The organism is Variovorax sp. GW821-FHT09D07, assembly GCF_059416345.1.
The window spans coordinates 155,058-178,865 of record NZ_JBWKOY010000001.1 but is presented as its reverse complement, the minus strand read 5'-3'; the positions used below and the strand labels follow the sequence as shown (position 1 = coordinate 178,865).

Sequence of the window (23,808 nt, the reverse complement as noted above, 5' to 3'; positions counted from 1 at the left end):
TCGCCGTCCTGCCCCGAGACGCGCCTGGGCAACGCATGCCATCCACCAGAACGATCACAGAGACAACACCATGAGGATTTCCATGCACCCCCGCCGATGGCGCCTTGCCGCGTCGCTGCTTGCCAGCGTGGCGGGCCTTGCGGCCTGCGGCGGCGGCTCGTCGGGCGGCAGCGGGTTCAGCTTCTTTCCGCCCGCCGCCGAAACGCCACCCGCGCAGCCGCCGGTCACGCCCGAGACGGGCCCGGTCCGCAAGTGGGGCTACATCACGCTGCCCGACGGCAACAGGATGCGCTATTCGCTGCTGCTGCCCAGCGGAGGCAACGCCACCTATCCGCTGCTGGTCGAGTACGACGGCTACAGCTCGGGCTCGGCCCCGAACATCGGCCAGCGCTGGCTGGCCGAGGGCTATGCGGTGATGGGCCTCAATGTGCCGGGCACCGGCTGCTCGACGGGCGACGACCAGGTCTTCGACGCCAGCACCGGCGCGGCCGGTGCCTTCGCCCTCGAATGGGCCGGCAAGCAGCCATGGTCGAACGGCAAGATCGGCATGATCGGCTACTCGTACTCGGGCTACAACCAGCTGTGGGTGGCGGCGCACCGGCCCAAGGGCCTGCTGGCGATCACGCCCAGCAAGAACGTGACCGATCCGTACCGCGACGTGGGCTACCCGGGCGGCATCAAGAACGTCGGCTTTCCCGCGCAGTGGTGGGGCGGCTTCCCGGCCACCTGGAACCGCGCGGCCGCGCTGGCCGCCAAGCTCGACGGCGACACGGAGTGCGCCAAGACCGTGGCCGACAACATCGAGAAGCTCAAGCGCCCCGATCTCGACCTGACCAAATGGCTCGAGAACCCGTATGCCGACGGCCTCTACGTGAAGCGCAGCGCGTTCTACGAGACCGGCAAGATCGACATTCCCGCGCTGGGCACCCAGTCGTGGCAGGACGAGCAGATCGGCCCGCGCTCGGGCTACTACGAAGACACCATGGCGCCCGAAAAGATGTGGCTCGTCAGCTCGAACGGCGACCACCACACCAACGTCACCTCCGACTACATCGACGGCACGCTGAAGCGCTTTCTCGCCCATTTCGTGAAGGGCGAGGACAACGGTTTCGAGAAGGAGCCGCACGTGCGCCTGCTGCAGGAAATGCAGCAGACCGACCAGAAGGCGATCAACGGCGCCGCCAAGCTGAAGCAGACGGCCGTGGCCGAGTTCGACCGCCTGCCGGTCAAGGTCAAGCCGATGCGCCTGTGGCTGCAGCCGGGCGGCGGCCTCGCCGATGCCAAGCCGACCGCCGGCGCGGCCTCGTCCGACTACCGGTATCCGGTGAAAAGTCCGGTGGTGAACAACCCGGCCGCCGAAGGCTGGCAGGCCGTGGCCGATGCCGAGAAGGACGGCCAGCTCACCTTCACCACCGCCGCCTTGCCCGAGGACCTGAGCTTCTACGGGGAGGGCTCGGCCGACCTGTACCTGAGCGCCACCGCCGACAGCACCGACCTGCAGGTCACGGTGTCGGAAGTGCGCCCCGACGGCAAGGAGATGTTCGTGCAGCGCGGCTGGCTGCGCGCCTCCAAGCGGGCGCTCGACGCCAGCCGCTCCACCGAGCTGCGCCCCTTCGGCGACTTCACTCAGCCCAAGGAAGCGCCGCTGCAGTCCGGCCAGCCCAACCTGGTGCGCATCGAGATCCAGAAGTTCGCCCATGTCTTTCGCGCCGGCTCCAGCATCCGCGTGACGGTGGACTCGCCGTCGCAGACCGGCTTCTGGCTGTTCGGCAACGACACGAGGCCTTCGACCAACACGCTGTGGCACCAGGGCGCGAACGCGTCGAGCATCGTGCTGGGCTATGTCGCCTACCCGCATGCGGCCGACCGGCCCGAGTGCGGCAAGACGCTGCGCCAGCCGTGCCGCACCAACGTGGTGACGGTGCCCGCGGGCACCGGTCCGAAGGCGCCCACTTGAGCCGCTTCGTTCAATCATGCAGTGCGGGTTTGTGTCATTGTGCAAGTGGCCGAAGCTTGCGTGAATCTCTCGTTCGCAACGCTTTTTGAAGTCATTTCACATAGGAGTCCGTAGATGCTGGGTTTGATGCAAGACCAACCGCTTTTGATCTCGTCGCTGATCGAGTTCGTCGAGCGCCACAACGGCGACGGCGAGATCGTCTCGCGCCGTGTCGAGGGTGATATCCACCGCTGCACCTGGAGCGACATCGCATCGCGCGCCAGGCAGGTGGCCAACGCGCTGGACGGCGAGCAACTGCTGTTCAGCGACCGCATCGCCACCCTGGCCTGGAACGGCTACCGCCACCTGGAGCTGTACTACGGCGTGAGCGGCAGTGGCCGCGTGCTGCACACCATCAACCCGCGCCTGCACCCGGACCAGATCGCGTGGATCGCCAACCATGCCGAAGACCAGATCCTGTGCTTCGACCTGAGCTTCCTGCCGCTGGTGCAGGCGGTGCATGCGCGTTGTCCCACGATCCGGAAATGGGTTGCACTGTGTGATGCCGACAAGCTGCCGGCCGACAGCGGCGTGCCCAACCTCGTGAGCTACGAGGCTTGGATCGACACGCAGTCCACCACCTACGACTGGCCCACCTTCGACGAGAACTCGGCCTCGAGCATGTGCTACACGAGCGGCACCACGGGCAACCCGAAGGCCGCGCTGTACAGCCACCGCTCGACCATGCTGCATGCCTACGCTGCCGCGCTGCCCGACGTCATGCGCATCTCGGCGCAAGACTCGGTGCTGCCGGTGGTGCCGATGTTCCACGTCAACGCCTGGGGCATCCCGTACTCGGCCGCGCTGGTGGGCTGCAAGCTCGTGTTCCCGGGCCCGTCGCTGGACGGCAAGTCGGTGTACGAACTCATCGAAGCCGAAGGCGTGACCTTCGCGGCCGGCGTGCCCACCGTGTGGCAGATGATGCTGGGCCACATGCAGACCAACGGCCTGAAGTTCAGCAAGCTGAACCGCACCGTCATCGGCGGCTCGGCCTGCCCGCCGGCCATGATCACGGCGTTCCAGGAGAACTACAACGTCGAGGTGCTGCATGCCTGGGGCATGACCGAGATGAGCCCGCTGGGCACGCTGTGCACGCTGAAGAACAAGCACCTGTCGCTGCCCGCCGACGCGCAGCTGCAGATCCGCATGAAGCAGGGCCGCGCCATCTTCGGCGTCGACATGAAGATCGTCGACGGCAACGGCGACGAGCTGCCCTGGGACGGCAAGGCCTACGGCGACCTGTTGGTCAAGGGCCCCTGGGTCGTCAAGGAGTACTACAAGGGCGAGGGCGGCAACCCGCTGGTCGCCGACGCCGCGGGCCGCGGCTGGTTCCCCACCGGCGACGTGGCCACCATCGACGCCGAGGGCTACCTGCAGATTACCGACCGCAGCAAGGACGTGATCAAGTCCGGCGGCGAGTGGATCAGTTCTATCGACATCGAGAACATCGCCGTCGCGCACCCGGCCATCGCCATGGCGGCCTGCATCGGCGTGTTCCACCCCAAGTGGGACGAGCGCCCGATCATCGCGGTCGTGAAGAAGCCCGGTGCCGAAGTCACCCGCGAGGAGCTGCTGAAGTTCTACGAGGGCAAGACCGCCAAGTGGCAGATCCCGGACGACGTGGTGTTCGTGGAGGCCATTCCGATCGGCGCCACCGGCAAGATCCTCAAGACCAAGCTTCGCGAACTGCTCAAGGACTACAAGCTGCCGGGCCTCTGAAGCACGGCCAAAGCCCACCCGCACTGTCGCGCACGCGATAGGAAGGCCGCCCCGGCGGCTTTCCTTCCGGGCATTCCCTGTGCGGCGAAGAAAAGGGCGCTTGTACGCTGGCGTCCCGCCTTTCAACCAGGAGACTCTTCATGCACTTCGGTATCAAGTCAGTGGCCGCCTGCGCCATGTTGGTGAGTGTTTCAGCGTCGTTCGCCCAGAAGGGCGAAACCGTCAAGATCGCCTGGCTGGACCCGCTGTCGGGTCTCATGGCGGCCGTGGGCACCAACCAGCTCAAGACGACCCAGTACCTGGCTGACGAGTTCAACAAGAAGAATGCGTCGGGCGTGAAGTTCGAGATCATCGCGATCGACAACAAGCTGAGCCCGCAAGAGACCACCGCGGCGCTGCGCTCGGCGCAGGACCAGGGCGCGCGCTACATCACCCAGGGCAACGGCTCGGGCCCGGCGCTCGCGATCATCGACGCCGTCGAGAAGAACAACGCACGCAATCCCGGCAAGGAACTGCTCTACCTGAACTATGCGGCGGTCGATCCCGACCTGACCAACAGCAAGTGCAGCTACTGGCACTTCCGCCTCGATGCCGACACCTCCATGAAGATGGAAGCGCTGACCACCTGGATGAAGGACCAGGCCGACATCAAGAAGGTCTACATCCTGGGCCAGAACTACTCCCACGGCCAACAGGTGTCCAAGTTCGCCAAGGACAACCTCAAGACCAAGCGCCCCGACATCCAGATCGTGGGCGACGACCTGCACCCGCTCGCGCAGGTGCGCGATTTCTCTCCGTACATCGCCAAGATCAAGGCCTCGGGCGCCGACACGGTCATCACCGGCAACTGGGGCTCCGACCTCTCGCTGCTCATCAAGGCGGCGAATGACTCGGGGCTGGACGTCAAGTTCCTCACGTACTACGCACCGGGCGCCGGCACGCCCACGGCCATGGGCGCCACCTCGGCCGGCAAGGTCTACACCGTGGCCTATGCCCACTACAACATGGGCGGCGAAATCCAGCGGCTGCTGACCGGCTACAAGAAGAAGATGAACGACGACCTGACGCAGTCCTCGATCTATCACACGTTCGCCTTGCTCGATGCCGCTTTCGTGCAGACCAAGTCGACCGACCCCGTCAAGGTGGCCGCGGCGCTCGAAGGCATGAAGATCAAGAGCTTCAACGGCGAGGTCGAGATGCGCAAGGCCGACCACCAGTTGCAGCAGGGCCTGTACATCTCGCGCTGGGAGAAGGCCAGCGCCAAGTACCCCTACGACGCCGAGAACACCGGCTACACCAACGTCCCCGTGAAGTATTACGAGTCGTATGTGGCGAGCACGCCCACGACCTGCCAGATGAAGCGCCCCTAGGCGTCTTTGTGAACGCATTTCCTACCCATCGGTAGAAGATACCTACCGCCGGGTAGCAAAAGAAGGAAATGCACTGTCGCCTGCGCGATAGATACGTGCCTTTGCAGCCCCTTCCTTACGGGCATTCCCTGAGGGGTGGGGTGGCAAAGACTTGTACGCTTGTGCAGCGTTTTTGATATCGGTTTGACCAGGAGATATAGATTGAAGTTCGCTCTGAAGATCGCTACCGCCGCCGTGCTCGCGGCAAGTGCCACCGGTGCCCTTGCCCAGAAGGGTGAGACCGTCAAGATCGCGTGGCTGGACCCGCTGTCGGGCCTGATGGCGGCCGTCGGTACCAACCAGCTCAAGACCTTCCAGTTCCTGGCCGAAGAATTCAACAAGAAGAACGTGGCCGGCGTGAAGTTCGAGGTCATCGGCATCGACAACAAGCTCAGCCCGCAGGAAACCACCGCCGCGCTGCGCTCGGCCATGGACCAGGGCGCGCGCTACGTGGTGCAGGGCAATGGCTCCGGCCCGGCGCTGGCCATCATGGACGCGCTCGAAAAGCACAACGCCCGCAACCCGGGCAAGGAAGTCGTGTACTTCAACTACGCGGCCGTCGATCCCGACCTGACCAACAGCAAGTGCAGCTACTGGCACTTCCGCCTCGACGCCGACACCTCCATGAAGATGGAAGCCCTGACCACCTTCATGAAGGACCAGGCCGACATCAAGAAGGTGTACCTGATCAACCAGAACTACTCGCACGGCCAGCAGGTCGCGAAGTACGCCAAGGACAACCTCAAGACCAAGCGCCCCGACGTGCAGATCGTCGGCGACGACCTGCACCCGCTGGCCCAGGTGCGCGACTTCGCGCCCTACATCGCCAAGATCAAGGCCTCGGGCGCCGACACGGTCATCACCGGCAACTGGGGTTCCGACCTGGCGCTGCTCATCAAGTCGGCCAACGACGCAGGCCTGAACGTCAAGTTCTACACCTACTACGCGGTGACCAACGGCACGCCGACCGCCATGGGCGCGGCCTCGGACGGCAAGGTCTACATGGTGGGCTACAGCCACTACAACGCGCCGGGCCCGATCGCGCCGATGATGAACGAGTTCAAGAAGCGCTTCAACGAAGACCTGTACACGACGTCGCCGTACACCGTGTACGCGATGCTCGCCGAAGCCTTCGTGCGCACCAAGTCGACCGACCCCGTCAAGGTGGCGGCCGCCATGGAAGGCATGAAGTTCAAGAGCTTCAACGGCGACGTCGAGATGCGCAAGTCCGACCACCAGCTGCAGCAGGGCCTGTGGATCACGCGCTGGCAGAAGGCCGACGCGAAGAGCCCGTACAGCCCGGAAAACACCGGCTACACGCTGGCACCGGTCAAGTACTACGAGCCCTACGTTTCGAGCACGCCCACCTCGTGCCAGATGAAGCGACCCGGCGGCGCCTCCTGATCGCCTGCTGATCGCCCCCTGACCGGTCGAGGCCCGACTTCAACACTCGGGCCTCTTTCTTTTTCAACCGACACGGAAGACCGATGAACGTCGAATTCTTCGTCATCTCACTGCTCAACGGCGTCAGCTACGGCCTGCTGTTGTTCATGCTGAGCTCTGGCCTTACGCTGATCTTCAGCATGATGGGTGTGCTCAACTTTGCACACGCCAGCTTCTACATGCTGGGCGCCTATTTCGCCTACACCCTGTCAGGCATCGTCGGCTTCTGGCCCGCGCTCTTTCTCTCGCCGCTGCTGGTGGGGGCACTGGGCGCGGCCTTCGAGCGCTACAGCCTGCGCCGGGTCCACAAGTTCGGCCACGTGCCCGAGCTGCTGGTGACCTTCGGTCTTTCGTACCTCATCCTCGAGCTGGTCCAGCTGGTCTGGGGCCGCTCCACGGTGCCCTACGGCCTGCCCGAGGCGCTGCAGGGGCCGCTGTTCTCGCTGTACGGCACCCAGTTCCCCAAGTCGCGCTCGTTCATCATGCTGGTGGCGATGCTGATGCTGGTGTCCGTGTGGCTGCTGCTCACGCGCACCCGCATCGGCCTGGTGATCCAGGCGGCGCTGAAGCACCCCGACATGGTCGAGGCGCTGGGCCACAACGTGCCGCGCGTGTTCATGCTGGTGTTCGGCGGCGGTGCCGCGCTGGCCGGCCTGGCGGGCGTGATCGGCGGCAACACCTATGTCACGGAGCCGGCCATGGCCGGTTCGGTCGGCACCATCATCTTCGTGGTGGTGGTGGTCGGCGGCATGGGCTCGCTGGCCGGCGCCTTCCTGGCGTCGCTGCTGATCGGCATCATCCAGACCTTCGCCGTGGCGCTGGACCACTCGCTGGCCACCGCGCTGCAGGCGCTGGGCGTGGCCGTGACCGACCAGACCTTCGGCTACGAGCTGCTCAAGCTCACCATCTCGCAGGTCGCACCGATCCTGCCGTACCTGTTCCTCGTGCTGATCCTCATCTTCCGCCCGAAGGGTCTTCTGGGCACCCGGGAGGACTGACACCATGACCACCGCAACCACCACTTCACCGACGACCCCGACGCGGTACTACCGCTTCAAGCCCTGGAACATCGGGCGCTACCTGGTCTGGGCGCTGTTCGCCCTGGTGCTGATCATCTCGCCGATGCTGTTCAAGAGCAGCCTGGCGCTGACGATGCTCTCGCAGATGGGCTACCTGATCATCATCTGCCTGAGCTACAACATCCTGCTGGGGCAGGGCGGCATGCTGAGCTTCGGCCATGCCGTGTACACCGGCCTGGGCTCGTTCATCGCCATCCACGCGATGAACATGGCGACCAAAGGCGGCCCGACGATTCCGCTGGTGCTCATTCCGCTCGTCGGCGGGCTGGCGGGGATGTTCTTCGCCATCCTGCTGGGCTTCGTGACCACCAAGAAGTCGGGCACCACCTTCGCCATGATCACCATGGGCATCGGCGAGCTCGTGGCCTCGATGGCGCTGATGTTCCCCAGCTTCTTCGGCGGCGAGGGCGGCATCACCACCGACCGTGTGTACGGCCCGAGCTTCTTCGGCTTCACCTTCGGTCCGCAGATCCAGGTGTACTACCTGATCGCCGCGTACTGCTTCGTGTGCACCGCCCTGATGTATGCCTTCACCGGCACGCCACTGGGCCGCATGCTGAACGCGGTGCGCGACAACCCGGAGCGCGTGGAGTTCATCGGCTACAACACGCAGCGCGTGCGCTACTTCGCGTTCATCATCGCGGGCTTCTTCGCCGGCATCGGCGGCGGCCTGGCCTCGATCAACTTCGAGATCGTGAACGCGGCCGACAGCCTGAACGCCATCCGCTCGGGCGGCTACCTGCTGTTCACCTTCCTGGGCGGCGCGGTGTTCTTCTTCGGCCCGATCATCGGCGCGGTGCTGCTGGTGTTCGCCTCCATCCTGCTGTCCGAACTGTCGAAGGCCTGGCAGCTGTACTTCGGCCTGGTGTTCGTGTTCATGGTGATGTTCGCCCCCGGTGGCATCGCCAGCCTGGTCATGATGAACCTGCGCGTGGCCAAGTTCGGCAAGTTCAACCGCTTCTGGGGCCTGTACGCCGCGCTCGCCGTGGCCCTGGTGCCAGTGGTGGTCGGCGCTGCCGCGTTGATCGAGATGATCTATCACATCCAGCTCAACGCGGCGATGGGCCCGGACCTGAAGTTCTTCGGCACCATGCTGAACACGGCGGGCGTGACCAGCTGGCTGGGCGCCATCGCGATCCTGGCCGTCGGCCTGGGCCTGCTCGAGGTGGCACGGCGCCGCTTCGTGCGGGTCTGGGGCCAGGCGCAGGAAGAGATCGAAGCAGAAATCAAACGTCGGGAGGCGGCGTAAATGAGCGCGCAATACGCATTGGAACTGAAGGCGCTGCGCAAGAATTTCGGCAAGACCGAAATCATCCGCGGCGTGGACCTGGCGGTGAAGGCCGGCGAACGCATCGCCGTGATCGGGCCGAACGGCGCGGGCAAGTCGACGCTGTTCAACCTGATCAGCGGGCGGCTCACGCCCACCAGCGGCGAGGTGCTGCTCAACGGGCAGCGCATCGACGGCAAGAAGCCCTATGAAATCAACCGCCTGGGGCTGTCGCGCAGCTTCCAGATCACCAACATCTTCCCGAAGCTCAGCGTCTTCGAGAACCTGCGCTGCGGCGTGCTGTGGAGCCTGGGCTACAAGTACACCTTCCTGCGCTTTCTCTCGAACCTGGACGACGCCAACGCGCGCACCGAAGAGCTTATCAAGCAGATCGGCCTGGAGCGCAAGCGCGACGTGCATGCGGTGAACCTCACCTATGCCGAGCAGCGCGCGCTCGAGATCGGCGTGACGATCGCCGGCGGCGCCGGCGTGATCCTGCTGGACGAGCCCACGGCCGGCATGAGCAAGACCGAGACCTCGCACTTCATCTCGCTCATCAAGCACGTCACCGTCGGCAAGACGCTGTTGACGGTGGAGCACGACATGGGCGTGGTCTTCGGGCTGGCCGACAAGATCGCGGTGGTGGTCTACGGCGAAGTCATCGCCTTCGACACGCCGGCTGCCGTGCGCGCCAATGCACGCGTGCAGGAGGCGTATCTGGGTTCGTCGGTTGCCGACGCACAAGGGGCGGGACACTGACATGCTGAAGCTTCACGACATCCACGCCTACTACGGCAAGAGCCATGTGCTGCATGGCGTTTCCTTCGACGTCCGCCCGGGCGAGATCGTGGCCCTGCTGGGGCGCAACGGCTCGGGCCGTTCGACCACGGCCAAGGCCATCATGGGCCTGGTGCATGCCGAGGGCACGCTGCAGTGGAAGGGCGGCGACATCCTGCGTCGCAAGGCCTACGAGATCGCGCACATGGGCATCGGCTACGTGCCCGAGAACCGCGACATCTTCCCCAAGCTCACGGTGCACCAGAACCTGCTGCTGGGGCAGAAGGGCTCGGGCAAGGGCAGCCGCTGGTCCTTCGACGACATGTACGGCATGTTCCCGCGGCTGAAGGAGCGCCAGCACACCGAGGCCGGCGTGCTCTCGGGCGGCGAGCAGCAGATGCTCACGCTGTGCCGCACGCTCATGGGCGACCCCGACCTGATCATCATCGACGAGCCCACCGAAGGCCTTGCGCCCAAGATCGTCGAGCTGGTGGGGCAGTACCTGCGCACGCTGAAGGACAAGGGCATCTCGGTGCTCCTCATCGAGCAGAAGCTCACCATCGCGATGCAGATTTCGGACCGCGCACTCGTCATGGGCCACGGCAGCATCGTGTTCGACGGGACGCCCGACAGCCTGCGCGCCGACGGCACCACCCGCAGGGAGTGGCTGGAGGTTTAAGCAAACCCCCAGGCTTCGCGCACTTCGTGTCGCGCGCGCCAACCCCCTTGCAGGGGGCAACACCTGCGGCCCGGCAAAGCCGGTTCCGCGGTGTTCCTGGAAAGTCCGGCTCTCTCTTGAGGCCCTTGTCCCGACAGCGACTGCGTGCCATTGTTCGGCCACGCAAAACGCCTAGAATCTTCGAAAAAGAACACTCGTGCTTTTTCTTCTTTTTCTTCACACACCAAGGAACGCAGCATGACGGCTGAATACAAAGTGCTCGGCGATGTCGCCGTGATCACCCTGACCAACCCGCCGGTCAACGGTCTCGGCTTCTCGACACGCATCGGCATCACCGACGGTCTGTCCAAGGCCAATGCCGACAGCGCCGTCAAGGCCATCGTCATCACCGGCGCCGGCAAGGCGTTCTCGGGCGGTGCGGACATCAAGGAATTCGGCACGCCCAAGGCGCTGCAAGAACCCAACCTGCTGAGCGTGATCCTCTCGCTCGAAGCCTCGCCCAAGCCCATCGTCGCAGCCATCCACTCCGTGTGCATGGGCGGCGGCCTCGAGCTGGCGCTCGGCTGCCACTACCGCGTGGCCGCACCGGGCACCAGCGTGGCACTGCCTGAAGTCAAGCTCGGCCTGCTGCCGGGCGCTGGTGGCACGCAGCGCCTGCCGCGCGTGATCGGCGTGGAAACCGCCCTGAACATGATCGTCAGCGGCGAGCCCGTGAAGAGCGAACTGCTCGCCAGCCTGCCGGGCCAGAAGCTGTTCGACAAGCTGGCCGCCTCGGCCGAGTCGGTGTTCGACGAAGCCGTCGAGTTCGCCAAGTCGGTCGCTGCCAAGGGCGGCGAGCTGCCGCTGGTGCGCAACCTGCCGTGCAAGCACCCGCAAGGCGATGCCTACTTCCAGTTCGCCAAGAACATGGTCGGCGGCATGTCGAAGAACTACCCCGCGCCGCTGAAGTGCGTCGACGCCGTGCAGGCCGCGACCAAGATGAAGTTCGACGACGGCATGGCCGAAGAACGGCGTCTCTTCACCGCGCTGATGTTCACGCCCGAATCGCTGGCCCTGCGCCACCTGTTCATGGCCGAGCGCGCCGCGAGCAAGATTCCCGACGTGCCAGAAGACACGCCCAAGCGCGACATCAAGGCTGTGGGCGTGATCGGCGCCGGCACCATGGGCGGTGGCATCTCGATGAACTTCCTGAACGCGGGCATCCCCGTCAAGATCCTCGAGATGAAGCAGGAGGCGCTCGACCGCGGCATTGCCACCATCAAGAAGAACTACGAAGCCCAGGTCAAGAAGGGCAAGCTCAAGCAGGACAAGTACGAGCAGCGCATGGCGCTTCTGAGCACCACGCTGAGCTACGACGACCTGAAGGACGCCGACCTCATCATCGAAGCCGTGTTCGAAGAAATCGGCGTCAAGGAAAAGGTCTTCAAGGAACTCGACCGCGTCGCCAAGAAGGGCGCCATCCTGGCCTCGAACACCTCGACGCTCGACGTCGACAAGATCGCCTCGTTCACCGACCGTCCGCAGGACGTGGTCGGCATGCACTTCTTCAGCCCGGCCAATGTGATGAAGCTGCTCGAAGTGGTGCGCGGCAAGGCCACGTCCAAGGACGTGCTGGCCACCGTGATGGCCATCGGCAAGAAGATCAAGAAGACCTCCGTCGTGTCGGGCGTGTGCGACGGCTTCATCGGCAACCGCATGATCGAGCAGTACAGCCGCCAGGCCGGCTTCCTGCTGGACGAAGGCGCCACGCCGCAGCAGGTCGACAAGGCCGTCGAGAAGTTCGGCTTTGCCATGGGCCCGTTCCGCATGGGCGACCTGGCCGGCAACGACATCGGCTGGGCCATTCGCAAGCGCCGCGCCACCGAGCGTGCCGACATGAAGTACAGCCGCACCGCCGACAAGCTGTGCGAGCTGGGCCGCTTCGGCCAGAAGACTGGGGCAGGGTGGTACGACTACCAGGCCGGCAAGCGCGACGCCATTCCGTCGGACCTCGTCAACAAGATGATCGAGGACCACCGCAAGGAACTGGGCATCACGCCGCGCAAGATATCCGACACGGAAATCGTGCAGCGCCTGGTGTTCGCCCTTGTCAACGAAGGCGCGCACATCCTGGAAGACGGCATTGCGTCCAAGTCGGGCGACATCGACATGGTGTACCTGACCGGCTACGGCTTCCCGATCTACCGCGGTGGCCCGATGCACTACGCCTCGCAGGTCGGCCTGTACAACGTGGCCGAGACGATGAAGCGCTTTGCGCAGAACCCGCGCGACGACGCCGAGTTCTGGCAGCCCGCACCGCTGATCCAGAAGCTGGTGGCCGAAGGCAAGTCCTTCAGCTGAGATTGACCCAGGATCAAGACCGCCCATGTTGAAACGCATCTTCCTCGGGCTGCTGCTGGTGCTCCTGGCACTCGTGGCGGCTGTGGCGGTCAAGACCTGGACCACGCCATCGCTGCAACTCGCGGTGGCCCCCGCACCCAAGCTCGAGATCGACCTGCAGGCGGCTGCGAAGCGGCTGGCCGGCGCGATCCCGATCCGCACGGTGTCGAGCCTGGAGGACGCGGCCGCCAACCTGGCCGAGTTCGACAAGCTGCACGCCTACCTGGCGCAGCAGTACCCGAAGGTCCACGCCACCCTCAAGAAGGAAGTGGTGGGCCAGAAGGCCTTGCTCTACACCTGGACCGGCACCGACGCGCAGGCCAAGCCCATCGCGCTCATGGCGCACCAGGACATGGTGCCCATCGCGCCCGGCACCGAAAAGGCCTGGTCGGTCGATCCCTTCGCGGGCGAGATCAAGGACGGCTTCGTCTGGGGCCGCGGCACGCTCGACAACAAGGGCAACCTGTTTGCGCAGATGGAAGCCATCGAGCTGCTCATCGGCAGCGGCTTCCAGCCCAAGCAGACGGTCTACCTCGTGATGGGCGACGACGAAGAGGTGAGCGGCCTGCGCGGCGCGCAGCCCATCGCCGAACTGCTCAAGTCGCGCGGCGTGAAGCTCGACTGGGTGCTCGACGAAGGTCTGCTCGTGCTCGACGGCGTGCTGCCCGGCCTGAGCAAGCCCGCGGCGCTCATCGGCCTGGCGGAGAAGGGCTACGGCACCTTCTTCCTCTCGCTCGATACCGCGCCCGGCCACTCGTCGATGCCGCCACAGAAAAGCGCCATCGGCCGCATGAGCGCCGCGCTCGCGCGACTCGAAGCAACGCCGATGCCCGGCGGCATCCAGGGCGTGGCGGGCCAGATGTTCGGCGCGCTCGCGCCCGAGATGGGCGGCGTCAACCGCGTCATGCTGTCGAACCTGTGGCTCACCGAGCCGCTGGTGCGCGGCCAGCTCGAGAAGAGCCCGAGCAGCAACGCCATGCTGCGCACCACTACTGCATTGACCATCGTGCGTGCCGGCAACAAGGACAACGTGCTGCCCGGCCGTGCCGAGGCCGCTGTCAACTTCCGCGTGCTGCCCGGCGACACGCTCGCCAGCGTCGAGGCGCACCTGCGCAAGGCGCTGGGCGACGACGACATCAAGATCAAGCCGTACCCCGGCAACTCGGAGCCCTCGCCGGTGTCGCCCACCGACAGCACCGGCTACCGCGCGATCCAGCAGGCCGTGCGCCAGAGCTTCCCCGACGCCGTGGTGGCGCCCGGCCTCATGACCGCCGCCACCGATTCCCGCCACTTCAGCCTCGTGAGCGACGCCGTCTTCCGCTTCTCGCCGTTCCGGGTGAAGAGCGAGGACCTGGCGCGCTTCCATGGCAACAACGAACGCCTGGCCATCTCGAACTACGGCGAGATGATCGGCTTCTACCACCAGCTCCTGCGCAACACCCACGCGGCCGCGCCGGCGCAATGACGACCCCGTCTTTTCCCTCTTTTCCCTTCCATCTTCAAAGGACCTCACCATGACCAGCGCCGTCATCGTTTCCACCGCCCGCACGCCGCTCGCGAAGAGCTGGAAGGGTGCCTTCAACATGACGCACGGCGCCACGCTGGGCGGCCATGCCGTGCAGCACGCGGTGCAGCGCGCCGGCATCGACCCGGCCTCGGTCGACGACGTCATCATGGGTTGCGCCACGCCTGAAGGCGCCACCGGCTCCAACATCGCGCGCCAGATCGCACTGCGCGCCGGCCTGCCGGTCACCACCTCGGGCATGACCATCAACCGCTTCTGCTCGTCGGGCCTGCAGACCATCGCCACCGCCGCCCAGCGCATCATCGCAGGCGAGGGCGACGTCTACGTGGCCGGCGGCGTCGAGAGCATCTCGTGCGTGCAGAACGAAGCCAACACGCACATGCTGGCCGACCCGTGGCTCGTGAAGCACAAGCCCGAGATCTACTGGAACATGCTGCAGACCGCCGAGCAGGTCGCCAAGCGCTACAACATCGGCCGCGACGCCATGGACGAGTACGGCGCACAGAGCCAGCAGCGCGCCACCGCCGCGCTCGAAGCCGGTCTCTTCAAGGCTGAAATCGCCCCCATCACCGTGCTGGCCGGCGTGGCTGACCCCGTGATGGGCCTGCGCACCAAGGAAGTCACGATCGAGAACGATGAAGGCATCCGCCCCGGCACCACCAAGGAAGGCATCAGCGGCATCCGCTCGGCCATGCCCGGCGGCCTGATCTCGGCCGGCAACGCCAGCCAGTTCTCCGACGGCGGCGGCGCCTGCGTGGTGGTCGACGAGAAGTACGCCCAGCAGAAGGGCCTGAAGCCCCTGGGCCGCTTCCTCGGCTTCGCCGTGGCCGGCTGCGAGCCCGACGAAATGGGCATCGGCCCGGTCTTCGCCATTCCCAAGGTGCTCAAGCGCCTGGGCCTCACGGTCAACGACATCGACCTGTGGGAACTGAACGAAGCCTTCGCCGTGCAGGTCATCTACTGCCGCGACAAGCTGGGCATCCCGGGCGACCGCCTGAACGTCAACGGCGGCGCCATCGCCGTGGGCCACCCCTACGGTGTGAGCGGCCAGCGCCTCACGGGCCACGCGCTCATCGAAGGCAAGCGTCGCGGCGCCAAGAAGGTCGTGGTCACGATGTGCATCGGCGGCGGCATGGGCGCTGCGGGCGTGTTCGAGGTCCTGTAACCATGTCCGGCTTGGGCAATGACCAGGAGGTCTCGCCCGAAGCCGTCCTGGCCTACGGCCGCAGCGTGCTGGCCGCGCAGCCCTTCAGCGTGCTGATCGGCGCCGAGCTGCATGCGCTCGCGCCGGGCCATGCGGAGCTCCAGCTGCCGCTCGGCGCGCAGCTGAAGCAGCAGCACGGTTTCGCCCATGGCGGCATCGTGAGCTACATGGCCGACAACGCGCTCACCTTTGCGGGCGGCAGCGCCTTGCGCGTGCCGGTCGTGACCTCCGAATTCAAGATCAACTACGTGCGGCCCGCCATCGGCCAGCGGCTGATTGCGCGCGCCCGGGCCGTGCACACCGGCAGCTCGCAGGCCGTGTGCACCTGCGAGGTGGTGGCGGTGGCCGACGACGGCACCGAGAAGCTCTGCGCGCTGGCGCAGGGCACCATCGCCAAGCTGCCCGATTCCCCGAAGAAGACTTCGTCGCCCGCGAAGTCGTAGCCTGAAGAAGACATCACCATGAGCCTGCGTCCCACCCTCGACTTTCTGCTCTACGACTGGCTCGACGCCGAGAAGCTCAACCAGAGCGAGCGTTTTGCCGACCACTCGCGCGAGACCTTCGACGCCGTGCTCGACACCTGCGAGCGCATCGCGCGCGAAAAGTACGCGCCGTTCAACCGCACCGTCGACACGCAGGAACCGCATTTCGACGGCGAGAAGGTCATCCTGCCGCAGGCCACGCACGACGCGCACAAGGCCTTCGTCGAGTCCGGCATGCTGAGTGCCGCACAGGACTACGACATCGGCGGCATGCAGCTGCCCTACACGGTGCAGGCCGCGGCCAACAGCTTCTTCGCGATGGCCTCGGTGAGCATCGGCTCGAACATGCTCACCAGCGGCAACGCCAACCTGCTCATGGTGCACGGCACCGAGAAGCAGAAAGAGGTGTTCGCCAGGAATGAATTCTCGGGCCGCTGGGCCGGCACCATGTGCCTGTCGGAGCCCCAGGCCGGCTCGTCGCTGAGCGACGTGGCCACGCGCGCCGTGCCCGACGGCGCCGACTATCAAAACGACCCGCTGGGCCCGCGCTACCGGCTCACGGGCAACAAGATGTGGATCTCGGCGGGCGACCACGAGTTGACCGAGAACATCGTGCACATCGTGCTGGCCAAGATTCCCGACGAGAACGGCAAGCTCATTCCGGGCACGCGCGGTATTTCGCTGTTCATCGTGCCCAAGCGCATGGTGGACACGCAGGGCGAACTCACCGGCGAGCGCAACGACGTGGCGCTGGCAGGCCTGAACCACAAGCTCGGCTGGCGCGGCACCACCAACACGCTGCTGAACTTCGGCGAGGGCAAGTACCCGGTCGGCGGCAAGGCCGGCGCGGTGGGCTACCTGGTCGGCGCGCCCGGCAAGGGCCTGCACTGCATGTTCCACATGATGAACGAGGCCCGCATCGGCGTCGGCACCGCCGCCACCATGCTCGGCATGGCCGGCTACTACGCCTCGCTCGACTACGCCAAGAGCCGCCCGCAGGGCCGGCTGGTGAAGAAGCCCGAAGCCGCCGGCGCCGCCGTGGCCAAGGACTCGGCCGCGCCGCAGGTGCGCATCATCGAGCACGCCGACGTGCGCCGCATGCTGCTCGCCCAGAAGGCGTACTGCGAGGGCGCGCTGGCGCTGGAGCTGTACTGCGCCCGCCTGGTCGACACGCAGAAGACCGGCGACGCCGCGCAGGCCGACGACGCCCGCCTGCTGCTGGAGGTGCTCACGCCCATCGCCAAGAGCTGGCCCAGCGAGTGGTGCCTGGAGGCCAATTCGCTGGCGATCCAGGTGCACGGCGGCTACGGCTACACGCGCGATTTCCCGGTGGAGCAGTACTGGCGCGACAACCGCCTGAACATGATCCACGAGGGCACGCACGGCATCCAGGCGGCCGACCTGCTGGGCCGCAAGGTGCTGATGGAAAAGGGCCGCGGCCTGCAGCTGCTGGCCGGCCGCGTCACCGAGACCATCGGCCGCGCCGCCAAGGTGCCGGCGCTGGCGCCGCACGCCAAGGCGCTGGGCGCTGCGCTGCAGCGCATCGGCAGCGCCACGGAGGCCGCCTGGTCCACCGGCGACCCGGCCGACGCGCTGGCCAACGCCGTGCCCTACATGCAGGCCTTCGGCCACACCGTGCTGGCCTGGCTCTGGCTCGACGTGGCGCTGCGGGCCCTGGAAATCGACGCACAGAAGGCGAGGGCGGTAACAGCTGGCAAGATCGGCGCCACGGACTATTTCTTCCACTACGAGCTGCCGAAAATCGGTGCCTGGCTCCAGGTGGTCGAAACCCGTGACCCGACCTGTACCGCTTTGCCCGAGGACGCTTTCTGACAATGGCCAACGCCGCCCCGAACTCACCCCCGCCCGCCGCCCAACCGCCGAAACCACCCAAGCCGCATGCGCGGCTCGAGAAGTGGATCTGGATCCTGATCTACGGCGGCCTGTTTCTCGTGATCCTGGGGGTGGCCACGGGCCGCACCGAGCCCACGCTGGGCTGGTCGATGGCCGTGCCCGGCGCCGTGGTCGCCGCGGTGGGCGTCGTGCTCATCTACGTGCGTTCGCGGCTCAAGTAAAAAAACAAGGCAAGGACCGACCATGCTCAAGCACATCGTGATGTGGAAGTTCAAGGAGCACGCCGAGGGCGCCGACAAGGCGACCAACCTGCTCAAGGCCAAGGCGCTGCTCGATGCCTGCGCGACGCTCTCGCCCGGCACGCACCGTTTCGAGGTGGTCATCGCCCAGCCCGGGCTCGAGGCCACCTACGACCTGATCCTCAACTCGGAATTCACCGACGCCGCCGCGCTGGCGGCCTATGCGGACCACCCGCAGCACGTGGCGCTCAAGCCCTTCATCGGCGCCGTGCGCGAAGCCCGCCAGTGCATGGACTATGAGCTCTGAACCCCACGCGCCCGACGCCACGGCCTCACCGGCCGAGCGGCGGGCGTTCGGCCGTGCGCAGCGCCAGCGCTGTGCGCTCGGCCAGTGGGCGCAGGTGCCCCGGCCCGACGCCAAGGACCGCGACCCGCTCGGCTGGCTGAAGGCGTCCAACCGCGGCCGCGTGCCCGAGCTGGTGCCGGTGCGCCACGGCCGCATGCTGGCCAGCCCCTTCACGTTCTACCGCGGCGCCGCCAGCCTGATGGCGAACGACCTCGCCAGGCTGCCGCACAGCGGCATCGCGACGCAGCTGTGCGGCGATGCGCACCTCGCGAACTTCGGCTTCTTTGCCAGCCCGGAGCGCGCGCTGGTCTTCGACATCAACGATTTCGACGAAACCCTGCAAGGGCCCTTCGACTGGGACGTGCGCCGGCTGGCCACCTCGTTCGTGGTGGCCGCGCGCGACCGGGGTTTCAAGCCGCGCATCGGGCGCGAGGCCGTGCAGCAGCTGGCCGAGGCCTACCGCGACCGCATGCGGGCCTTCGCGCGCATGGATACGCTGGAGGCCTGGTACGCGCGGCTTACGTCGCAAACCCTGCTGAAGCTCGGCGCCGAAGACGCGACCGAGCTCGCGGTCATCAAGAAGGCGCGCCGCAGCACCTCGCGCGTGTTCGCCGACAGCGCGACCGAGACGGTCGACGGCCGCCTCATGATCCGCGACCAGCCGCCTTTCGTGTACCACGACGCCCGCGCGACGGCGCGTGAAATCAAGCGCTTCCGCGCCGGGCTGCCGGCCTTCCTGGCGCAGTACCGCGCCAGCCTGCCGCCCGAGCGCCAGCGGCTGTTCGACCGCTACGAGCTGCACGACGTCGCGGTGCTCACGCCCGGCGTCGGCTCGGTCGGCCGACGCTGCTTCCTGCTGCTGCTCGTGGCCGACCGCGCGCACCCGCTGTTCCTGCAGTGCAAGGAGGCCGGCGAGTCGGTGCTCGAAGCCCCGCTGGGCGCGGCACCGGACACGGCGTCGCCGGGCCAGCGCGTGGTGCAGGGCCAGCGGCTGGCACAGGCCGCCAGCGACGTCTTCCTGGGCTGGGCCCAGGGACCGGGCGGGCGCGGCTTCTACGTGCGGCAGCTGCGCGACATGAAGGCCTCCTACAAGCTCGAGGACTTCAAGCCGGTCGATCTGCTCGAGTTCGCCGAGGCCTGCGGCTACAGCCTGGCCCGCGCGCATGCCAAGGGCGGCGACGCCTGGGCCATCGACGGCTACCTGGGGCGCGCCAAGAGCTTCAACACGGCGCTCGCCGATTTCGCCGAAGGCTATGCCGACGTGAACCAGGCCGACTGGCGCCGGCTGAAAAAAGCCGTGGCCGCCGGCAAGGCCGCCGCCGTCGAGGCGGACGACACCGCGTCCTGACGGCCCGAAGCCATCGCCTTCACCGCCAACGCAACCCTCTTCTTTCATCATCCACACCGGAGACACCGACATGACGAAGCCCCGCACCACCCAACAGCTGTTCGACCTCACGGGCCAGACCGCCCTCATCACCGGCGGCTCGCGCGGCCTGGGCCTGCAGATGGCCCATGCGCTCGGCGAAGCCGGCGCGAAGATCATGCTGAGCTCGCGCAAGGCCGACGACCTGGAACAGGCCGCCGCCGAGCTGCAGGCCGCCGGCATCGACGCGCGCTGGATCGCCGCCGACTGCTCCAAGGAAGAAGACACCCGCCGCCTGGCCGACGAGACCCTGCAGCGCATGGGCGGCATCGACATCCTCATCAACAACGCCGGCGCCAGCTGGGGTTCGCCCGCCGAGAGCCACCCGGTCGAGGCCTGGGACAAGGTGATGAACCTCAACGTGCGCGGCTACTTCATCCTCGCGCAGCAGGTTGCCAACGGCTACATGATCCCGAAGAAGCGCGGTCGCATCATCAACATCGCCTCGATCGCCGGCCTGAACGGCAACCCGCCCGGCATGCAGACGCTGGCCTACAACACCTCGAAGACCGCGGTGATCGGTTTCACGAAGACGCTGGCCGCCGAATGGGGCAAGTACAACATCAACGTCAACGCGATCTGCCCGGGCTTCTTCATGACGAAGATGGCGGCCGGCCTGATCAAGACCCTGGGCGAAGAGCACATGGCCGCCTCGGCGCCCCTGGGCCGCCTGGGCGACGACGAGGACCTGAAGGGCCTGACGCTGCTGTATGCGAGCGATGCCGGCAAGCACATCACTGGCCAGTGGGTGGCGGTCGACGGCGGCGTGAGCGTGGTGCTGGGTGCGGCCTGACATGTCCGATTCGCCTGAAAAGTCCAGCGACATCAACATCCGCTCGTACACGAGCCAGATTCCGTTCGCGCGCCACCTCGGCTTCGAGCTCACGAAGTTCGAGGACGGCCAGTCCGAGATCATCTACACCGCCAAGCCCGAGCACCTGAACACCTTCGACGTGACGCACGGCGGCGCCTGCATGACGCTGCTCGACATCGCCATGGCGGCCGCTGCGCGCAGCGTGGCGCCCGAGACCGGCGTGGTCACCATCGAGATGAAGACCAGCTTCATGCAACCGTCGGTCGGCCCGCTGCACGCGCGCGGCACGCTGCTGCATCGCACCGCGACGCTGGCCTTCACGGAGGCCAAGATCTACGACGAGCAGGAGCGCGTGTGCGCCCATGCCACGGGCACCTTCAAGTACGTGAAGCGCCGGCTGCCGACCGGCCCCGCGAGCGCCAACGCGATGCGCCCGCCATCCACCGACTGACACCTCATTTCCCCGGAGACTTTCATGCCCACCAACAAGCAGATCCACCTCGACAACCGCCCCGAGGGCGAAGCCACGGCCAGCAACTTCAAGCTGGTGACTGTCGAGACGCCCGCGCTCGCCGACAACCAGGTGCTGGTGCGCCACCACTACATGAGCCTCGATCCGTACATGCGCGGGCGCATGAACGACGCGAAGAGCTACGCGCAGCCGCAACCCGTGGGCCAGGTGTTCCAGGGCGGCACGGTCGGCGAGGTGGTCGAGAGCAAGCACCCCAAGTACGCCGTGGGCGACAAGGTCGTCGGCTTCGGCGGCTGGCAGGAGTACAGCGTGGTCGATGCCTCGCAGCCCGGCGCGCTGAAGAAGGTCGACACCACGCACGTGCCGCTGTCGCACTACCTCGGCGCCGTGGGCATGCCCGGTGTGACGGCCTGGTACGGCCTCGTGAAGATCATCGCGCCCAAGGCCGGTGAAACCGTGGTCATCACCGCCGCCAGCGGCGCCGTGGGCAGCGCCTTCGGTGCGCTGGCCAAGGCGCGCGGCTGCCGCGTGGTCGGCATCGCGGGCGGCCCCGACAAGTGCAAGTACGTGACCGACGAGCTCGGCTTCGACGCCTGCATCGACTACCGCCAGCACCCCGACGTGAAGACCATGAGCGCCGCGCTCAAGGAAGCCTGCCCGAACGGCATCGACGGCTACTTCGAGAACGTCGGCGGCTACATCTTCGACGCCGTGCTGCTGCGCACCAACGCCTTCGCGCGCGTGGCGCTGTGCGGAATGATCGCGGGCTACGACGGCCAGCCGCTGCCGCTCGCGAACCCGGCGCTGATCCTCATCAACCGCCTGAAGATCGAGGGCTTCATCGTCAGCGAGCACATGGAAGTGTGGCCCGAGGCGCTGACTGAACTCGGCACGCTGGTGGGCACGGGCAAGCTCAAGCCGCGCGAGTCGGTGGCGCAGGGCATCGAATCCGCCCCTGAGGCCTTCCTGGGTTTGCTCAAGGGCAAGAATTTCGGCAAGCAACTCGTCAAGCTGATCTGATGCACTGAAACGCACGGCAAGGAGGCCGGACATGGACATGACGCACGAGGTCTTCAACCAGCCCACGCCGCTGGTCGACTACAACCTCTTCGACACCCACCGCTCCCTGCGCGATGCGCTGAAGTTCAACGCGCCCACACTGCAGACCACGCAGCTGCACGAGCTGGGCGCCACCCTCGGTTCGGCCGCCATGCAGACGCATGCGCGGCTGGCCAACATCCACACGCCCGAACTCCACACGCACGACCGCTTCGGCCGTCGCATCGACGAGGTGGAGTTCCATCCGAGCTACCACGCGTTGATGACCGCCGCGGTGGGCGCGGGCCTGCACGGCACGCCGTGGACCGGCACGTCGGCTTCGCCTCACGTGCTGCGCGCGGCGGGCTTCATGCTCTTCACCGAGCTGGAGCCGTCCATCCTGTGCCCGATCTCGATGACCTACGCCGTCACGCCCGCCTTGCGCGGCAACGCGGGCGTGCATGCCGACTGGGGCCCGAAGCTCGCCAGCCTCTGGTACGACCCCGCGCTCAAGCCGCTGCACGACAAGCCCGGCGTGACCATGGGCATGGGCATGACCGAGAAGCAGGGCGGCTCCGACGTGCGGGCCAACACCACGCAGGCCGTGCGCGACGGCAGCGACGCCTGGGGCGAGCGCTACGCGATCACCGGCCACAAGTGGTTCTTCTCGGCGCCCATGTGCGATGCCTTCCTCATCCTCGCGCAGGCGCCCGCCGGGCTGTCGTGCTTCTTCCTGCCGCGCGTGTTGCCCGATGGTTCGCGCAACGCCATCCACATCCAGCGCCTGAAGGACAAGCTCGGCAACAAGGCCAACGCCAGCTCCGAGGTCGAGTTCCACGGCGCCAGTGCCTGGCTCGTGGGCGAAGAGGGCCGCGGCATTCCGCAGATCCTCGAGATGGGCACGATGACGCGGCTCGACTGCTCGCTCGGCACCAGCGGCCTCATGCGCCAGGCGCTGGGCATCGCGCTGAACCACACGGCGCAGCGCCAGGCCTTCGGCAAGCCGCTGGTCGAACAGCCGCTCATGAAGAACGTGCTGGCCGACCTCGCGCTCGAAAGCGAGGCTGCCACCGCCCTGGCCATCCGCCTCGCGCGGGCCTTCGACCGCCAGGCCGACGCGCACGAGAACCTGATGGCGCGCCTGCTCACGCCGGTCGCCAAGTTCTGGATCTGCAAGCGCGGCAGCCACTTCGCGCAGGAGGCCATGGAGTGCCTGGGCGGCAACGGCTACGTGGAGGAGGGCGGCGAGGGCGTCCTTGCGCGCATCTACCGCGAGATGCCGCTCAACTCCATCTGGGAAGGCGCCGGCAACATCATGGCGCTCGACCTGCTGCGCGGCCTGCGCAAGGGCGACGCCGTGGCCGCGCTGGCGCACGAGCTGGCCCCCGCGCGCGGCCAGCAGGCCGCCCTCGACCGCCTGGCCGACGCCTTGCCCGCACGCATCGAGGCCATGGCCTCCGAGACCGAGGCACGCCGCCTCGCCCAAGACGTGGCGCTGGCCGTGCAGGCCGCCTTGCTGGTGCAGACCGCGCCCGCCGCCGTGGCCGACGCCTTCTGCGCTTCGCGCCTGGGCGGCGACTGGGGCCAGGCCTTCGGCACGCTGGGCGCGGGCACCGATTTCGATTCGATCATCCAGCGGGCACAGCCGCGCTGACATAGA

The 23,808-nt window shown here is 66.7% G+C and carries 20 protein-coding genes; all 20 read left to right on the top strand.

The window, feature by feature from the left end; all coding sequences use genetic code 11:
- The first annotated feature begins 70 nt into the window (after window positions 1-70).
- The 20 genes from AC07OX_RS00810 (at window position 71) to AC07OX_RS00715 (ending at window position 23,802) form a co-directional block, all read left to right on the top strand.
- On the top strand, window positions 71-1,957 hold the full coding sequence (locus tag AC07OX_RS00810) for a CocE/NonD family hydrolase (RefSeq protein ID WP_495262482.1): 1,887 nt from the start codon (window positions 71-73) through the stop codon (window positions 1,955-1,957).
- Window positions 1,958-2,071: 114 nt separating this feature from the next.
- A complete protein-coding gene (locus AC07OX_RS00805; RefSeq protein WP_495262481.1) occupies window positions 2,072-3,715 on the top strand; it encodes a 3-(methylthio)propionyl-CoA ligase in 1,644 nt (547 codons plus the stop codon).
- A 140-nt stretch (window positions 3,716-3,855) separates the two neighbouring features.
- Entirely contained in the window at window positions 3,856-5,085 is a 1,230-nt protein-coding gene (locus AC07OX_RS00800; protein ID WP_062471303.1) for a branched-chain amino acid ABC transporter substrate-binding protein, read from the top strand.
- Window positions 5,086-5,286: 201 nt separating this feature from the next.
- Window positions 5,287-6,528 carry a branched-chain amino acid ABC transporter substrate-binding protein gene (locus AC07OX_RS00795; protein ID WP_062471306.1) on the top strand — a complete coding sequence of 414 codons (1,242 nt, stop codon included), beginning with the start codon at window positions 5,287-5,289 and terminating at the stop codon, window positions 6,526-6,528.
- An 83-nt stretch (window positions 6,529-6,611) separates the two neighbouring features.
- Entirely contained in the window at window positions 6,612-7,565 is a 954-nt protein-coding gene (locus AC07OX_RS00790; protein WP_062471309.1) for a branched-chain amino acid ABC transporter permease, read from the top strand.
- 4 nt (window positions 7,566-7,569) lie between these two features.
- Complete coding sequence (locus AC07OX_RS00785) at window positions 7,570-8,895, top strand: branched-chain amino acid ABC transporter permease (RefSeq protein WP_062471312.1); 1,326 nt, start codon at window positions 7,570-7,572, stop codon at window positions 8,893-8,895.
- Window positions 8,896-9,672, top strand: a complete 777-nt coding sequence (locus AC07OX_RS00780; protein ID WP_062471315.1) for an ABC transporter ATP-binding protein — start codon at window positions 8,896-8,898, stop codon at window positions 9,670-9,672.
- 1 nt (window position 9,673) lies between these two features.
- Window positions 9,674-10,369 carry an ABC transporter ATP-binding protein gene (locus AC07OX_RS00775; protein ID WP_062471318.1) on the top strand — a complete coding sequence of 232 codons (696 nt, stop codon included), beginning with the start codon at window positions 9,674-9,676 and terminating at the stop codon, window positions 10,367-10,369.
- Window positions 10,370-10,606: 237 nt separating this feature from the next.
- Window positions 10,607-12,709 carry a 3-hydroxyacyl-CoA dehydrogenase NAD-binding domain-containing protein gene (locus tag AC07OX_RS00770; RefSeq protein ID WP_495262480.1) on the top strand — a complete coding sequence of 701 codons (2,103 nt, stop codon included), beginning with the start codon at window positions 10,607-10,609 and terminating at the stop codon, window positions 12,707-12,709.
- A gap of 25 nt (window positions 12,710-12,734) precedes the next feature.
- Window positions 12,735-14,213: a M20 family peptidase gene (locus AC07OX_RS00765; protein ID WP_495262479.1), complete on the top strand. Its 1,479-nt coding sequence runs from the start codon at window positions 12,735-12,737 to the stop codon at window positions 14,211-14,213.
- Between the two features lie 49 nt (window positions 14,214-14,262).
- The gene (locus AC07OX_RS00760; RefSeq protein WP_070060672.1) at window positions 14,263-15,438 is read left to right on the top strand and encodes an acetyl-CoA C-acyltransferase; all 1,176 of its coding nucleotides are present in this window, start codon (window positions 14,263-14,265) and stop codon (window positions 15,436-15,438) included.
- Between the two features lie 2 nt (window positions 15,439-15,440).
- Entirely contained in the window at window positions 15,441-15,920 is a 480-nt protein-coding gene (locus AC07OX_RS00755; protein ID WP_095948561.1) for a PaaI family thioesterase, read from the top strand.
- A gap of 18 nt (window positions 15,921-15,938) precedes the next feature.
- Window positions 15,939-17,792, top strand: a complete 1,854-nt coding sequence (locus AC07OX_RS00750) for an acyl-CoA dehydrogenase (RefSeq protein WP_495262478.1) — start codon at window positions 15,939-15,941, stop codon at window positions 17,790-17,792.
- 2 nt (window positions 17,793-17,794) lie between these two features.
- The gene (locus tag AC07OX_RS00745) at window positions 17,795-18,034 is read left to right on the top strand and encodes a hypothetical protein (protein WP_307693587.1); all 240 of its coding nucleotides are present in this window, start codon (window positions 17,795-17,797) and stop codon (window positions 18,032-18,034) included.
- Window positions 18,035-18,056: 22 nt separating this feature from the next.
- The gene (locus AC07OX_RS00740; protein ID WP_062471343.1) at window positions 18,057-18,359 is read left to right on the top strand and encodes a Dabb family protein; all 303 of its coding nucleotides are present in this window, start codon (window positions 18,057-18,059) and stop codon (window positions 18,357-18,359) included.
- Window positions 18,349-19,746: a DUF2252 domain-containing protein gene (locus AC07OX_RS00735; protein WP_495262477.1), complete on the top strand. Its 1,398-nt coding sequence runs from the start codon at window positions 18,349-18,351 to the stop codon at window positions 19,744-19,746. Before AC07OX_RS00740 ends, AC07OX_RS00735 begins: the two co-directional genes overlap by 11 nt.
- A 70-nt stretch (window positions 19,747-19,816) precedes the next feature.
- On the top strand, window positions 19,817-20,617 hold the full coding sequence (locus tag AC07OX_RS00730; protein WP_159276960.1) for an SDR family oxidoreductase: 801 nt from the start codon (window positions 19,817-19,819) through the stop codon (window positions 20,615-20,617).
- A gap of 1 nt (window position 20,618) precedes the next feature.
- Window positions 20,619-21,089 carry a PaaI family thioesterase gene (locus AC07OX_RS00725; RefSeq protein WP_082817985.1) on the top strand — a complete coding sequence of 157 codons (471 nt, stop codon included), beginning with the start codon at window positions 20,619-20,621 and terminating at the stop codon, window positions 21,087-21,089.
- A gap of 24 nt (window positions 21,090-21,113) precedes the next feature.
- On the top strand, window positions 21,114-22,130 hold the full coding sequence (locus AC07OX_RS00720; protein WP_062471352.1) for an NADP-dependent oxidoreductase: 1,017 nt from the start codon (window positions 21,114-21,116) through the stop codon (window positions 22,128-22,130).
- A gap of 31 nt (window positions 22,131-22,161) precedes the next feature.
- Window positions 22,162-23,802: an isovaleryl-CoA dehydrogenase gene (locus tag AC07OX_RS00715; RefSeq protein WP_495262476.1), complete on the top strand. Its 1,641-nt coding sequence runs from the start codon at window positions 22,162-22,164 to the stop codon at window positions 23,800-23,802.
- The last annotated feature ends 6 nt before the right edge of the window (window positions 23,803-23,808 follow it).